The following is a 14,868-nucleotide window of genomic DNA, read 5'->3' as shown; positions in this document are numbered from 1 at the left end:
AAATAAATTAACTCAAAACTTACAATGAGCATTAAAATTGCAATAATCGGATTAGGATATGTAGGATTGCCATTGGCACGCCTTTTTGCTACAAAATATCCCGTAGTAGGATTTGATATTAATCAAAATAGAATCAGCGAACTTAAATCAGGTTTTGACAACACACTCGAACTTGATTCAGAAACGTTGCAAAAAGTCTTAATCGACAAGCCCAATACTATCAATGGGTTATTTTGCACTTCGGATTTAGACGAATTAGCGGATTGTAATTATTATATAGTAACCGTTCCAACACCTGTTGACGGTAATAAACGACCTGACCTAACTCCGCTATATAAATCAAGTGAAACCGTAGCCAAAGTATTAAAAAAAGGCGATATCGTAATTTATGAATCTACCGTTTATCCTGGCGTTACAGAGGACGAATGTGTACCTGTTTTAGAAAAAATATCGGGATTAAAATTTAATGTAGATTTCTATGCAGGATATTCTCCCGAGCGAATCAATCCCGGAGACAAAGAGCATACGGTTGATAAAATATTAAAAGTAACATCGGGTTCAACCCCCGAAATTGGACAAAAGGTTAATGACCTTTACAAAAGTGTCATTACAGCTGGAACCCATTTAGCACCAAGTATAAAAGTTGCCGAAGCGGCCAAAGTTATAGAAAACTCCCAGCGCGATATTAATATTGCTTTTGTTAACGAATTGGCCAAAATTTTTAATTTAATGCATATTGACACTCACTCCGTTTTAGAAGCAGCAGGAACCAAATGGAATTTTCTGCCTTTCAAACCCGGTTTAGTTGGTGGTCACTGCATAGGCGTTGATCCGTATTATTTGGCTCAAAAAGCGCAAGACTTGGGCTACAATCCCGAAATTATTTTGGCAGGAAGACGACTCAATGATAGTATGGGCGAATATGTAGCTTCGCAAGTAGTCAAACTCATGCTAAAAAAAGGAATCGCAGTAAATGGATCGAGTTTGTTGATGTTGGGTATTACTTTTAAAGAAAACTGTCCTGATGTTCGCAATACCAAAATTGTGGATGTAATCGCAGCTCTGGTAGATTATGGAATTAATGTTACTGTACATGATCCATGTGCAAATCCATCACAAGTGCAACACGAATACAATCTAGAAACAACCCAGGAATTACCCAATCAAAAATTTGATGCAGTAGTTTTAGGAGTGGCACACACACCATTTTTAGCTTTAGATTTGTCGCAATTGCAAAAAGCAAATTGCATTGTTTATGATGTAAAAGGAGTTTTAACAGAAAATGTGGACGGAAGATTATAAAAAAATGAAAAAAATACTAATAACAGGTGGAGCAGGATTTATAGGATCACACGTTGTGAGACGATTTGTAAAAAATTATCCTCAATATCACATCTATAATTTAGATTTATTGACTTATGCGGGCAATCTAGAAAACATTGCAGACATTCAAAACGAATCTAATTATACTTTTATAAAAGGAGACATTGTCGATGAAGTTTTTATCAACGCCTTGTTTCAAGAACATCAGTTTGATGGCGTCATTCATCTTGCTGCTGAATCTCATGTTGATCGTTCCATTACAAATCCAATCGCTTTTGTGAAAACAAATGTAATTGGAACCATGAATTTATTGCATGCAGCCAAAACCATTTGGGCAAATATTCCAGAGGACAAACGATTTTATCACATCAGTACGGATGAGGTTTACGGCAGTTTGGGCATGGATGGATTGTTTACAGAAACCACTGCTTACGACCCAAATTCACCCTATTCAGCATCAAAAGCCAGTTCAGATCATTTTGTTCGAGCTTATGGTGAAACATATAATTTGCCGTATGTAATTACAAATTGCTCTAATAATTATGGACCTAATCATTTTCCTGAAAAACTCATTCCTCTTTTTATAAATAACATCATCAACAATAAGCCTTTGCCTGTTTATGGCGACGGAAATTACACTCGTGATTGGTTGTTTGTTGAAGATCATGCACGTGCAATTGATTTGGTTTTTCATAAAGGGAAAAATCATGAAACGTATAATATTGGTGGTTTTAATGAATGGAAAAACATCGATTTAGTAAAATTATTATGCCAAATAATGGATCAAAAACTAGATAGGGTTTCGGGCACTTCTGAGAATTTAATTGCTTATGTCAAAGACAGACCAGGACATGACTTACGTTATGCCATTGACGCTTCAAAAATAAATCAAGAATTAGGCTGGAAACCATCAGTAACATTTGAACAAGGCTTAGAAATAACCATTGATTGGTATTTAAACAATGAAACGTGGTTAAAAAACGTCACTTCGGGAGCATATCAGAATTATTACGAAAAACAATACCATTAAAATTAATGATACCATTTAACAAAGTCTTTTTGACCGGAAAAGAGTCCCTTTATATTAATGACGTTTTGCAAAGCGGAAAAATTGCTGGCAATGGACATTATACTAAATTGTGCCAAACCTTTTTTGAAGAAAAATACGGATTCAAAAAAACATTACTAACCACATCATGTACTGATGCACTCGAAATGTGTGCCATGTTAGCCAATATTCAACACGATGACGAAGTTATTATACCGAGTTATACTTTTGTAACTACAGCATTGCCCTTTATTCGTCAAGGAGCAAAAATAGTTTTTGCAGATTCATATCCTGATAATCCAAACTTAGATTCTAATCTAGAAAGTCTTATAACAATGAAAACCAAAGTCATTGTTGTGGTGCATTATGCAGGTGTTTCTTGTGATATGGATGCGATAATGGCATTGGCTAAAAAATATAATTTATTGGTTGTTGAAGATGCAGCTCAAGCCATTGACAGTTTTTATACAGGCAAAGACGGAATCAAGAAACCACTAGGTTCCATAGGCCATTTAGCCGCTTTTTCGTTTCATGAGACCAAAAATATTGTTGCTGGAGAAGGTGGGTTATTAGTTGTAAACGAAGCACAATTTATACATCGTGCCGAAATTATTTGGGAAAAAGGAACCAATAGAGCCGAATTTTTTAGAGGTGAAGTCAATAAATATGGCTGGGTAGACACGGGTTCGTCCTTCTTGCCTTCAGAGATAATAGCTGCTTTTTTATGGGCTCAATTAGAAACTTTAGATAAAATTCAAGCCAAGAGAATTTTATTGTGGAACACCTATTATAATTTGTTGTCAAAAATAGATTTAAACGGAATTCAATTGCCTATACTACCAGATTATGCTACTAATAATGGACACCTATTTTATATTGTTACAAAAAACATAGCGCAACGAAATCAACTTATTGCTACTTTTAAATCTAATGAATCTCATGCTGTATTTCATTATCTCTCCCTTCATAACAGCACTTATTATCAAGATAAACACGATGGTAGAACACTCGAAAACAGTGACAAATTTACCGATTGTTTGCTACGATTGCCGTTATTTTATGATCTAGAAGTTGCTCAAATTGAGGAATTGGTGCAAAATTGTTTTTAAAGAATACACTTTACTATCAAAATACTAGCTATGCTTCAACCAAAAATTAGTATCATAATTCCTGTTTATAATGCAGCAGTTTATCTTGAAGAATGTATTGATTCTATCATCAATCAAACTTTTAAGGACTGCGAATTTATTTTTATTAACGACGGTTCTACGGATGAAAGTCTAGCTATTTTAGAAAAATTCAGTGCTATCGATACTCGAATTGTTTTATTGAATCAAGAAAACAAAGGCGTAAGTGTTGCTCGTAATAATGGTTTGGCTCTTGCCAAAGGTAACTATATAGGTTTTGTAGATGCAGATGATTGGGTAGAAAAGGACATGTTTCAAACCCTTTTTGATTCCATTGAAAATGCAAAATCCGATTTGGTTCTCACAAATATCAAAAGAAATTTCAACGGAAATGAGTTTATAACAAAATATGATTTCCCAACAGGAAAGGTTTTGGATTTGGAATACATTCAAGATGAAATTTTGCCGTATCTGATTAAAAAAGACGATTTATACTCGCTCTGGAATAAATTATATTGGACTAAAATCATCAAAGATAATGGGATTGAATTTCCGGTTGAAAATATATTAAGCGAAGACAATATTTTTAATATGTTTTATTTTAATAAAATAAAAAGTATAATTTATATTGATTATTCTGGTTATAATTACAGGGAAGTTGAAGGCAGTGCAACTCGAAACATTCGCAAAAACGATTATTTTCAGAATGTATTGAGCATTTATAATTTTGACTATCGTTTTTATATGGATTTAAAACAAACCGATCAAGAAATTCTAAAACTCAAATCCGAAAAGTTAATCAATAGTGTAGTGTCCTTAATTCATTTGTATTTTAGCACTTCAAAGCAACTGAATTTTGTCAAGAGATATTCTTACATCAAAGTCATGATTCAGGATAAAAAGGTGCAAGTCGCCATCAAAAATAATTGGAAAAGTCTTATTGAGGATAAAAGCAAATACGATAAATTCATCTTGCAATCTATAAAAAGTAAATCCATGCTAAAGTTATATTTAGCAACAACCTACAGTAATTTTAGAAATAAAAAATAAAAAGAATACCATGAAAATAATGATGTTTTTACATTCAGGAAGCAAAAATAGAGGTTGCGAAGCATTGGTACGAAGTTGCACTCAAATTGTTAAAAAAAGTAACCCAGATGCTACCTTATATCTAGCGTCGCATGATCCAAAATCCGATGCGCATTTGCAAGGATTGGAATATGTTTGTGATATGAACAGTTCTAAAATAAATAAATTTTCACCTGCTTATTTAATCGCCGCGATACAATTTAAGGTGTTTAAAAATGATAGTTATGCTTTACGAAAAATGAACCATAAAATCCTATCCGAAATTCCTAAAATGGATGTTTTTCTCTCTATTGGTGGTGATACGTATTGTTACGGCGAACAAGCAGAACGATATGAAATCAACAGATGCATCAAAAAAGCAGGAAAAAAACTGGTGCTTTGGGGTTGTTCTATTGGAGAAGAAGATCTTACGCCCAATAATTTAATCGATTTGAAAACTTTCGATTTAATTATTGCCAGAGAATCTTTGACCTACGCAATGCTAGTGAGCAAAGGAATTACCAATGTAAAACTGTGTGCAGATGGTGCTTTTTTACTCGAAAAAGAAGAATTACCCTTACCTCAAGGTTGGCAAGAAGGCAATACGATAGGCATAAATTATAGTCCGCTGGTGTATTCAAAAAACCCAAATTCATTTGCAGCGATTCAAAAATTAGTCGAGCATATTCTTGAAACTACAACAATGACGGTAGCTTTTACTCCACATGTTACTGAAAATCATACTAATGATTATGTGTTTTTGACCCAATTATTCGAACAATACAAACACACGGATAGAGTTTTGTTATTGCCCGATACCTTAAACGCAATTCAGTACAAAGGCTATATTGCTCGGATGCGATTTTTTATCGGAGCCAGAACGCATGCTACAATTGCAGCCTATTCTAATACTGTTCCAACACTGGTTTTAGGATATAGTGTGAAGTCAAAAGGAATTGCGAAAGATCTTTTTGGTGAAGAAAAATTGGTTTTATCAATTGATGAATTGTCAGATTCTCATAAGCTTATCGCCAAATTTGAAGAAATGAAATCCGAAGAGATCGCAATCAAATCTAGACTTGAAATAGGTGTTCCCAAAATGAAAATTCTAGCCCAAGAAGCGGGACAAATTCTTCAGGCTTTTCTAAAAAAATAATAGTATTATCCTTTACTTTACAAAGAATAAAAAAGCAACGTGATGAAGAAAAAACTCCTTTTTGTTATCCCTAGTTTAGATGCTGGCGGGGCAGAAAAAAGTTTGATTAACTTATTGATTCAATTTGATTTTCAAAAGTACGAGGTCGATTTGTTTTTATTTAAAAACTCGGGTTTGTTCCTGAATTCCTTGCCAAAGGAAGTAAAAATTATTTCGCATCAAGATTGCTCTGTTGATTTTCAACTAGGAATTTTAAAATCATGTTTACGGTATTTATCTAAATTTGATTTCAGACTTTTAAAGGCTAGAATCCAATTCTTTCTGGCCAACAGGTTTATAGCAAACAAAGCTGTTTCCGAACAAAAATCCTGGAAATACATTTGTAAATCAATTCCAACATTAGATACAAAATACGATTGTGCAATAAGTTATTTAGAAAAATCCTCTCTTTATTTTGTGGTTGATAAGGTCAATGCTTCAAATAAAATAGGTTGGATTCATACCAATTACGCAACATCAGGAATGAAACCAGAATTCGACGCACCTTATTTCAATAATTTAAATCACATTGTTACTATTTCTGAGGCTTGTGTTGCTTCTTTAGTACATTTTTTTCCAAGAATGGAACGCAAAATTTCACAAATAGAAAACATAGTTTCTCCGAAAATAATTCAAGATTTGGCCCAACTCGAAAACGATTTTAAATTTGATATTCAGGGTGTTAATATCCTAACAGTTGCCAGATTGAGTACTGAAAAAGGAATTGATTTAGCTGTTGAAACTTGTACGATTTTAGTAAAAAACAATCCCACAATAAAATGGTTTGTTATTGGCGATGGACCAGATCGATATAATTTAGAACAACAAATTAAAGTCAATAAACTTGAAAATAATTTCTTTTTATTTGGACTAAAAGCAAACCCTTATCCCTATATAAAAGCAGCAACAATTTATGTTCAGCCTTCACGATACGAAGGGAAATCGATTGCTGTTGATGAAGCAAAAATTCTCAAGAAACCCATTATAGTCACCAATTTTAGCACTGCTAAAGATCAAATCGAGTCTGGAGAAAACGGCATTATTACAGAGATGAATCCCAATGCTTTGGCCAATTCAATACTACAACTTATAGAAAATCGGGAACTAATGGATAAATTTAGTTTAAATTTGGGCCATGAAAAATTGGATAATGAAGACCAAATCTATAAACTCTACGATTTAATTGATGCCACAAAATAAAAAAAACATACTCTTTGTAATTAATAATTTGCGTTGTGGTGGTGCCGAAAAATCACTCATTTCGTTGCTTCAAACTATTGATTATCATAAGTATAATGTAGATTTACAATTGTTTTCAAACGAAGGGCTTTTCTTGAAGCAAGTACATCAAAACACTACTATTTTGCCACCGCTTGATGGCTATCAGTATTTTGATATGTCGATGTTCAAAGCAATTAGAGCATGTTTTTTTAAAGCCAGATTTGATGTTATTTATAATCGAATCATTGCAGGTTATATTTTTCAAACCGAAAAAAATAAATCCAGAAGAGAACAACGCGTTTGGAAATACATCAGTCGTAGTATCAAACCATCGGATAAGAAATACGATGCTGTTTTTGGATTTTTAGAAAAATCACCCATTTATTATTGTGTCGAAAAAGTAAATGCTTTGCATAAAATAGGTTTTATTCATAATGATTATGAAAAATTAGCCATGGATAAAACCATTGACGAACCTTATTTTGCTGCATTAGATTTTATAGTTACCGATTCTGAGGAATGTAAAAAGGTTTTGGTTAGAAATTTCCCCAACTGTGAATCAAAAATTAAAATAATATTCAACATCGTTTCGCCGGATTTAATCCATAAACTGGCAAAAGAGCCCATTGAAAAATTCCCAGAAGTAACAAATATTATTTCAATAGGAAGGTTTGATGTTCAAAAAGGGTATGATTTAGCCATTGATGCTTTAAAAATTGTAAAAGATTTGGGGATTCCTTTTCATTGGACTATTCTTGGAGAAGGTGTCGAAAAACCAAAATTGTTAAAACAAATTGCAGCACACAATTTAAAGTCTAATATCACTTTTTTAGGAATTAAAGAAAACCATTATCCTTACGTAAAACAAGCCGATATTTATCTTCAAACCTCAAGATTCGAAGGCAAATCTATCGCAATAGACGAAGCAAAAATTTTGCACAAACCCATTTTAGTCACAAATTTCAGTACGGTAAGCGATCAAATTACCAATGGTAAAACGGGAATAGTTACCGAGATGAATCCTGAAAGTATCGCCGATGGAATCATTGATCTGATTTCGAATATTGAGTTAAGAAAAAATTTAGCATCAAACTTAAAACTCGAAAATTTAAGTACCGAAAGCGAAATCGAAAAACTCTATGCCTTATTCGAAAATTCCTCTTCTAAAAAAGAGCTTCTTTTTATTATGAATAATTTAGGTTGTGGTGGCGCCGAAAAAGCATTGGTTTCATTGCTGCAAACCATAGATTACACTAAATATAATGTGGACTTATATCTTTTCAAAAAAGAAGGCATTTTTCTCAATCAAGTACCACAAGAAGTTACTATTCTGGAACATCCAGAAAATTATAAATTTTTTGACATGTCGTTTGTAAAGACTATCACGACCAATTTAAAGTCAGGTAATCTTAAAAATATTTGGTATCGAATTCTAGCGGATTTTGTTTTTATTTCTAAAAATGAAAAAGCTGTAAAAGAACAAAAAGTATGGAAATACCTCAAAGAAATGCTTTTGCCCCTGGATAAAAAACACGATGTAGCCATTGGTTTTCTCGAAAAAACTCCCAATTATTTTTGTGTGGACAAAGTCAATGCCAAAACGAAAATAGGCTATATAATGAACGATTATGAGCAATTAAAAATGGATCCCGCTATAGACATTCCTTATTTTTCTAAACTGGATTTTATAATATCAGATTCCGAAGAAAGTAAAGCAGTACTCGTCAGAAATTTTCCGCAGTTTGAAACAAAATTCAAAGTAATCAAAAATATTATTAATACTAGTATTATAAATCAATTAGCCAATGAGACAGTTCCTGATTTTCCTGATGGCTTTAAAGTGCTCTCGGTTGGGCGTTTAGTGCCACAAAAAGGCTACGATTTAGCTATTAATGCTTGTAGAATACTTGCAGATAAAGGGCATCATTTTAAATGGTACATATTAGGCGATGGCGAAGATAAAGAGCGGTTACTTGCAATGATTAAAAAAAATAAACTTGACGACTACTTTATCTTTTTAGGTATAAGAGAAAATCATTACAGCTACCTTAAAAAAGCCGATATATTTGTACATACTGCTCGTTTTGAAGGTTTTGGGATGGTCATCAACGAAGCTAAAATTCTGAATAAACCCATTTTATTGACTAATTTTAATGTAGCAAAATCACATATTCAAAGCAATTACAATGGTTTAATTTGTGAAATGACACCTGAGTCTATTGCTGAAAATCTCGAAAAATTGATAGTGGATAAAAAGTTAAGAGAGCAGTTTTCGACCAACCTTTCAAAAGAAAATTTTGGAACAGAAAAGGAGATACATGCTTTCTATAAAATTATTGAAAATTGAATTTAAAAACGGACTTAAAACAGAGATTATGTGGAGTTACAATACAGGTTTTTTACTAATTGCAGGTTTTCTATTAATTAGTAGTGTCCTAATTTTAGTGATTGATTTTTTGCCACAATTCAATACTTGGCAAAGTCGAATTCATATTGGTCGTTTTACAGAGGCCACAATTTGGAAACAAAAATTGTATCAAAAATCGAGTCTTTGGCTTAAAAAAACCCCTACTATTAAACTTACGGACAACAACAGATTGATTGTTATTGACATGATTAATGGAAACTATAAGCGCAACTCGATTCAACATTGGCAAGAAGCGGCATTGCTTTTAGGTTTAACGGAATATTTTTATAAAACAGGTGATGCAAATGCAAAACTGCAAATAGAAACTTTTGTAAATGCAAAAATTGATGCTACCGGAAATTGGAAAAGCACACCAAAAGAAATTGATGGAGTAATTTTTGCCTATGCGATTTTAAATATCAATTGGTTGGAACAGGATAAATATAAACCGGCTTATGATGCAATTTGGCACTTGATACAAGAATCAATTGGTGTGGATGGCACGGTTCAGTATCGAAGTCATGCTAGTGATTATCGATTTGTAGACACCATTGGATTTATTTGCCCGTTTTTAATTAAATATGGTTCTAGATTTAACTATCCACAAGCTATCAATCTAGGAATTCAACAAATAAAAGTTTTTACTACTTTTGGATTATTTCCTAACACATTTATTCCGTGCCATACCTACCATGTTGAGACTAAATTGCCCGAAGGATTATTTGGTTGGGGAAGAGGTTTGGGTTGGTATGCCATTGGGTTGATTGATGCTTGGAGTGCATTACCAGTACAAACAGACCAAAAAGAAGAACTTACAAAAATCGTAATTTCATTTGCTAAAATGGCATTGCAGTTTCAATCCAAAAACGGCAGCTGGAATTGGATTGTATCAAGTACAATGTCTCGTCCTGACTCTTCTGCGACAGCAACACTAGCTTGGTTTATGGCAAATGCAGCCCAGATTGAAGTTATCAAACAAGAATGTCAATTGTCAAAAGATAAGGCTTTACAGTATCTCATGGAAGTAACCCGTCGTGATGGAGCAATAGATTATTCTCAAGGAGATACAAAAGCAATTGGCGTATATTCGCAACATTTTGACATTTTACCTTTCACCCAAGGCTTTGCATTAAGAACAGTGAATCGAGTTTAAAATAAGTTTATGAAACCTTAAAATATTATTTTTAAAAATATAAAATTACTATGATTAAAAAATTTTATTACTTCGTTGTGAATCAAATTATGACTCTAATTTTAAAATCGAATATTTCTTTTTTAAGAAATTTTTATTGGAATTTAAGTGCCAAAATGATTGATGATAATTGGGGCAATAGCAAGAATGATTATGCTGTACTGGAATCCGTATTTAAAAAAGTAGCTCCAAAAAAAATTATAGATATAGGTTGCGGCAGTGGTAGAGCATTCCCTTTATACAAATCATTTAATGTGCCGGAAGTGTATGCACAAGATGTTTCAAAAATTGCCATTACGCTTTGCAAAGAGAAGCATCCAGAATTCAAATGCAATTATATTTTATCAGATATTGTAAACCTTAAATTTGAGGACGATACATTCGATTTAGCTTTATCAACACGAGTTTTGGCAGCAGTATTAGCAGAAAATATTGATGAGGTAATAAAAAAAATAACTAGTATTTCGAAATATGTTTATATCAATGAAATGTCCGAAACAGATTATCTTGGAGCGAGTTTATATTGGTTCAAACACGATTATGATGCACTTTTTGAAAAATACAATTTTAAAGTAGAAGACACAGGAATGATAGTAGTAGGTCAAGGCGACAAGCAACAAAATCAGACCTGGAAACTGTATAAAAAACAGTCATAGTTAAACTGCCTAGAGGCAAAACCTTGAGGTATTAGCAAATAGTAGCCACAGATTCACAGATTTTCAAAAATCTTTTTTAATCTGTGAATCTGTGGCAAAAAAAAATCGAAGCAAAGCTTCGAGTCCCGATTGCTATCGGGATAAACCTAAAGTGATTAAAAAAGAAACGTGAATAATGAATGAAAATTCCAGGATTGCAAATTCTATAAAAAACATTTCCTTTGGATTAGTGTCCCAACTTATTCAGATGATTCTGGGGTTTGTGAGCAGAACTATTTTTATTAAATTCCTCGCAGTTGAATACCTTGGAGTAAACGGACTTTTTACTAATATTTTATCCCTATTGTCTCTTGCAGAGTTGGGTATAGGTAGCGCCATGCTTTATGCTTTATACAAACCCATTGCGGAAAAAGACCATAGAAAAATGGCAGCTTTGATACGTTTGTACGGCAAAATTTATACAGTTATTGCTATAACTATTGCCTTTGCTGGATTGTTACTGATTCCTTTTTTGAGTACCATTGTACAAAATGCACCCGAAGCAATAGCAAGAAATTTGGTGATTATTTATTTGTTATTTCTTTTCAATACGGTATCGTCCTATTTTTTTAGTTATAAATTAAGTCTTTTTCAGGCAGATCAACGCAGTTATGTAATTTCTAAAACAAATACGGTTGTTTTTATTATTCAAAACCTCACCCAAATTCTGGTTTTGATTTGGTTCAGAAATTTTATTCTTTATCTCGTAGTGCAAACTTTTTTTCAGCTTATAGGGAATTTAATAATATCCTATTTAGTGCATAAATATTATCCCTTTCTCTCTCAATTTAAAAACGAAAAAGTAGATCAAATTACTAAGAAAGAAATTATTTCGAACATTAAATCTACTGCTTTAAACAAAGTGGGTGGGCTTATTGTGAACAACACAGACAATCTAATTCTGAATTATTTTTCTGGTTTAGTAATGGTTGGGTTGTTGTCTAATTATAATTTGTTAACGGGTTTAGTTTTGGGATTAATTATGCAGGTTTTCGCTGGTTTAACAGCCAGTATCGCAAATGTAAATGCAACAGAAAGTCACGAAAAAAAAATTGAAACCTTCAATGTCATTAATTTTGCTAATTTTTGGGTCTTTGGGTTAGCCTCAATTTTTATGATTGTTTTGCTTAATGATTTTATCGAACTGTGGATAGGAACCAAATTTGTTTTGTCCTTTTCGGTTTTGGTAGCATTAGTGTTCAATTTTTATATTTATGGAATGCAAAATGCAGTCTGGTCTTTTAAATCTACTTTGGGTTTGTTCAAACAAGGGCAATATTTAATACTATTAACAGCTCTTTTAAACTTAGTTTTATCCTTTATATTAGGCTCTTATTTTGGATTGTTAGGAATCTTAATTGCAACAGCAATAGCACGATTACTCACAAATGCTTGGTATGATCCCTATATAATTCATACTTTGGCATTGCAATTAAATCCTATAAAATATTTCAAAAAGTATCTTAAGTACTTGATTTTGTTATTAGTTTCATTAGTATTGATTTATTGTATTAGTTACTTTTTGCATTTTTCAATTATAATCAACATGATTCTCAAAGGATTATTATGTTTGATAATTCCCAATATAATTATCTATTTATTTTTCAAAAAAGATATTGAATTTCAGATATTGCTTAATTTTGCCTCAAGTTTTATCTTTAAATTCACTAAAAAAACAGTTCATAAACCCTAAGAAATGATTCCAAAAATAATTCATTATTGCTGGTTAAGTAACGATGCTTTTCCTAAAACTATTGAAAAGTGTATTGCCACTTGGAAAGAGAAACTTCCGGATTATGAGTTCATTCTTTGGGACACAAACCGTTTTAATTTGGAGCAAAACAGTTGGGTAAAACAGGCTTTTGAAACTAAAAAATATGCTTTTGCGGCTGATTATATTCGGCTTTATGCAGTATATAATTTTGGAGGAATTTATCTCGATACGGATATTGAAGTAGTAAAAAGCTTTGATGATTTGTTAGAACTACCTTATTTTATTGGTTCCGAAGGAAATCAAATTATTGAAGCAGGCGTTTTTGGTGCAGCTCAACATTGTGATTGGGTCGGCAAATGTTTAGACTATTATCAAGGAAAATCATTCATAAATCAAGATGCAACATTCAATACATTAACCTTACCCAGAATCATGATGTCACAAATTGAGCAATTTAAAACAATTGTTGAATTACCAAAGAGTGAAATTTTTAAACGTCATGCAAATGGGTTGGACACAAATAGTTTATTACTGTTTCCTCAAGATTATTTTTGTGCAAAAAATCAAGGAACAGGAATTATAAATGCTACACAAAACACCTATTCGATTCATCATTTTGCCATGTCTTGGGTTCCAAAAAGGGTGACTTTTTTGCCAAATATTAAACGAAAATTGATTTCATTTTTTGGTTTAAAAACAATAAATAGAGTTATTGATTTTTTTAATTTAAAATCAATTAAAGATAAACTGACGAAGTAATGAAAATTGTATTTTCAACAGATCAAATTTACCTTCACGGCGGACTCGAAAAAGTCATGGCAGAAAAAGCGAATTACTTTGTCACAGTATTTGGCTTCGAAGTAGTTATTTTGACCACGCAACAAGAAAATAAACCACCTTGTTATACCTTACACGAAAATATTAAGTTGATTGATATAGGCATTAATTACAATCGAAATTTATCCTATTTTCATATAAAAAACGTCTTGAAAATTCCTGATCATTTCTCAAAAATGAAATCAGTTCTCGACGCTATAAACCCAGATGTAATTATAATTTGCAACTACGCTTTTGATTTTTATTGGGCGCCTTTTATCAATGCAAAAGCACTAAAATTTAAAGAATATCATTCCTCTAGATATGATGAAAGTACAGCCAGAATAAAAAATAAGTCCTTTTTAAGAAAATTAGTTTACAATGCCAATGATTTTATTGAGTCAAAATACGATAAATTAATACTCCTCAATCCAGACGAAAAAGTTTTTTTTAAATCAACAAATTTAGTGGTTATACCAAACTCAATTTCAATTCAACAGCATCTAAAAGCTGGTTTAAACAGTAAGAATGTCATTGCAGCAGGAAGAATCGCTCTGGTTAAGGGTTTTGAAAACCTGATTAAGGCATGGGCATTAGTTGCAAAGCAAGAACCAGAAAGTCAACTGCACATTTACGGACAAGGTGAAAAAAAATACGTCGAAGAATTACAATTGTTAATCGATGAAAATAAACTAGAAAACACCATTTTTATAAAGGAGGCAACAAACAATTTGTTACAAATAATGACAGATTATTCACTTTATGTTTTGTCATCACATTCAGAATGTTTTCCAATGGTTTTATTAGAATCGCTTTCGATTGGGTTACCAATAGTCTCGTTTGACTGTCCAACAGGTCCAAAAAACATACTTTCAAACAACCAAGATGGTATTCTGGTTGCAAATGGTGACCACTATGAATTGGCCAATAAAATAGTATATTTGTTGCAAAACAAAGACATTAGAATTCAAATGGGCAAATTTGCAATCCAAAAAAGCAAACAATTTGCTACGCAAAACGTCATGAAGAACTGGTTTGAATTGTTTCAAAATTGTAAATAAA

Annotated in this window: 12 protein-coding genes; all 12 read left to right on the top strand. The window is 32.4% G+C overall.

Annotated features, from left to right (window positions below):
* Positions 1–24 precede the first annotated feature (24 nt).
* The 12 genes from RMO53_RS02720 (at position 25) to RMO53_RS02665 (ending at position 14,867) form a co-directional block, all read left to right on the top strand.
* Positions 25–1,302, top strand: a complete 1,278-nt coding sequence (locus RMO53_RS02720; RefSeq protein ID WP_310377823.1) for a nucleotide sugar dehydrogenase — start codon at positions 25–27, stop codon at positions 1,300–1,302.
* A 4-nt stretch (positions 1,303–1,306) separates the two neighbouring features.
* Positions 1,307–2,353: a dTDP-glucose 4,6-dehydratase gene (gene rfbB, locus RMO53_RS02715; RefSeq protein ID WP_310377822.1), complete on the top strand. Its 1,047-nt coding sequence runs from the start codon at positions 1,307–1,309 to the stop codon at positions 2,351–2,353.
* Positions 2,354–2,358: 5 nt separating this feature from the next.
* On the top strand, positions 2,359–3,480 hold the full coding sequence (gene rffA / locus RMO53_RS02710; protein ID WP_310377820.1) for a dTDP-4-amino-4,6-dideoxygalactose transaminase: 1,122 nt from the start codon (positions 2,359–2,361) through the stop codon (positions 3,478–3,480).
* A gap of 30 nt (positions 3,481–3,510) precedes the next feature.
* Positions 3,511–4,548 carry a glycosyltransferase gene (locus tag RMO53_RS02705; RefSeq protein ID WP_310377818.1) on the top strand — a complete coding sequence of 346 codons (1,038 nt, stop codon included), beginning with the start codon at positions 3,511–3,513 and terminating at the stop codon, positions 4,546–4,548.
* A 10-nt stretch (positions 4,549–4,558) separates the two neighbouring features.
* Complete coding sequence (locus tag RMO53_RS02700; protein WP_310377816.1) at positions 4,559–5,722, top strand: polysaccharide pyruvyl transferase family protein; 1,164 nt, start codon at positions 4,559–4,561, stop codon at positions 5,720–5,722.
* A gap of 42 nt (positions 5,723–5,764) precedes the next feature.
* Positions 5,765–6,961 (top strand): glycosyltransferase, encoded by a 1,197-nt coding sequence (locus RMO53_RS02695; RefSeq protein WP_310377814.1) that lies wholly within the window; start codon positions 5,765–5,767, stop codon positions 6,959–6,961.
* A complete protein-coding gene (locus RMO53_RS02690) occupies positions 6,948–9,329 on the top strand; it encodes a glycosyltransferase (RefSeq protein WP_310377813.1) in 2,382 nt (793 codons plus the stop codon). Before RMO53_RS02695 ends, RMO53_RS02690 begins: the two co-directional genes overlap by 14 nt.
* Positions 9,301–10,542 carry a glycoside hydrolase family 88 protein gene (locus RMO53_RS02685; protein ID WP_310377812.1) on the top strand — a complete coding sequence of 414 codons (1,242 nt, stop codon included), beginning with the start codon at positions 9,301–9,303 and terminating at the stop codon, positions 10,540–10,542. The genes RMO53_RS02690 and RMO53_RS02685 overlap by 29 nt, the downstream gene beginning before the upstream one ends.
* A 50-nt stretch (positions 10,543–10,592) precedes the next feature.
* Positions 10,593–11,237, top strand: a complete 645-nt coding sequence (locus RMO53_RS02680) for a class I SAM-dependent methyltransferase (protein WP_310377811.1) — start codon at positions 10,593–10,595, stop codon at positions 11,235–11,237.
* Between the two features lie 175 nt (positions 11,238–11,412).
* Positions 11,413–12,969, top strand: a complete 1,557-nt coding sequence (locus tag RMO53_RS02675; RefSeq protein ID WP_310377809.1) for an oligosaccharide flippase family protein — start codon at positions 11,413–11,415, stop codon at positions 12,967–12,969.
* 3 nt (positions 12,970–12,972) lie between these two features.
* Positions 12,973–13,749, top strand: a complete 777-nt coding sequence (locus tag RMO53_RS02670; RefSeq protein ID WP_310377807.1) for a glycosyltransferase — start codon at positions 12,973–12,975, stop codon at positions 13,747–13,749.
* Entirely contained in the window at positions 13,749–14,867 is a 1,119-nt protein-coding gene (locus RMO53_RS02665; RefSeq protein WP_310377805.1) for a glycosyltransferase, read from the top strand. The genes RMO53_RS02670 and RMO53_RS02665 overlap by 1 nt, the downstream gene beginning before the upstream one ends.
* The last annotated feature ends 1 nt before the right edge of the window (position 14,868 follow it).

It is taken from the genome of Flavobacterium sp. (assembly GCF_031409475.1).
Classification (GTDB): domain Bacteria; phylum Bacteroidota; class Bacteroidia; order Flavobacteriales; family Flavobacteriaceae; genus Flavobacterium.
This window is presented reverse-complemented; position numbering and strand designations above follow the sequence as displayed.